This is a genomic window from Pseudomonas sp. HMWF006, from assembly GCF_003061205.1.
Taxonomy (GTDB): Bacteria; Pseudomonadota; Gammaproteobacteria; order Pseudomonadales; family Pseudomonadaceae; genus Aquipseudomonas; species Aquipseudomonas monsensis.
The window spans coordinates 1-313 of the sequence record NZ_QAIU01000590.1 but is presented as its reverse complement, the minus strand read 5'-3'; positions in this window follow the sequence as shown (position 1 = coordinate 313).

Sequence of the window (313 nt, the reverse complement as noted above, 5' to 3'; positions counted from 1 at the left end):
GACCTGAAAGACCGAGTCGATTGTGGATTCACCGGAAAGCGTTCAGGTCGGTAGACCTCCAGAATATCCCTCGATCTGCCCCCTCTCACGCCGGGAGAGGGAGCCGACTGTGGTGTCTGCAGCCTTGCATCGACCTGAAAGACCGAGTCGATTGTGGATTCACCGGAAAGCGTTCAGGTCGATAGACCTCCAGAGTATCCCCCCGATCGGTCCCCTCTCCCGCCGGGAGAGGGGGCCGACCGTGGTGTCTGCAGCCTTGCATCGACCTGAAAGACCGAGTCGATTGTGGATTCACCGGAAAGCGTTCAGGTCG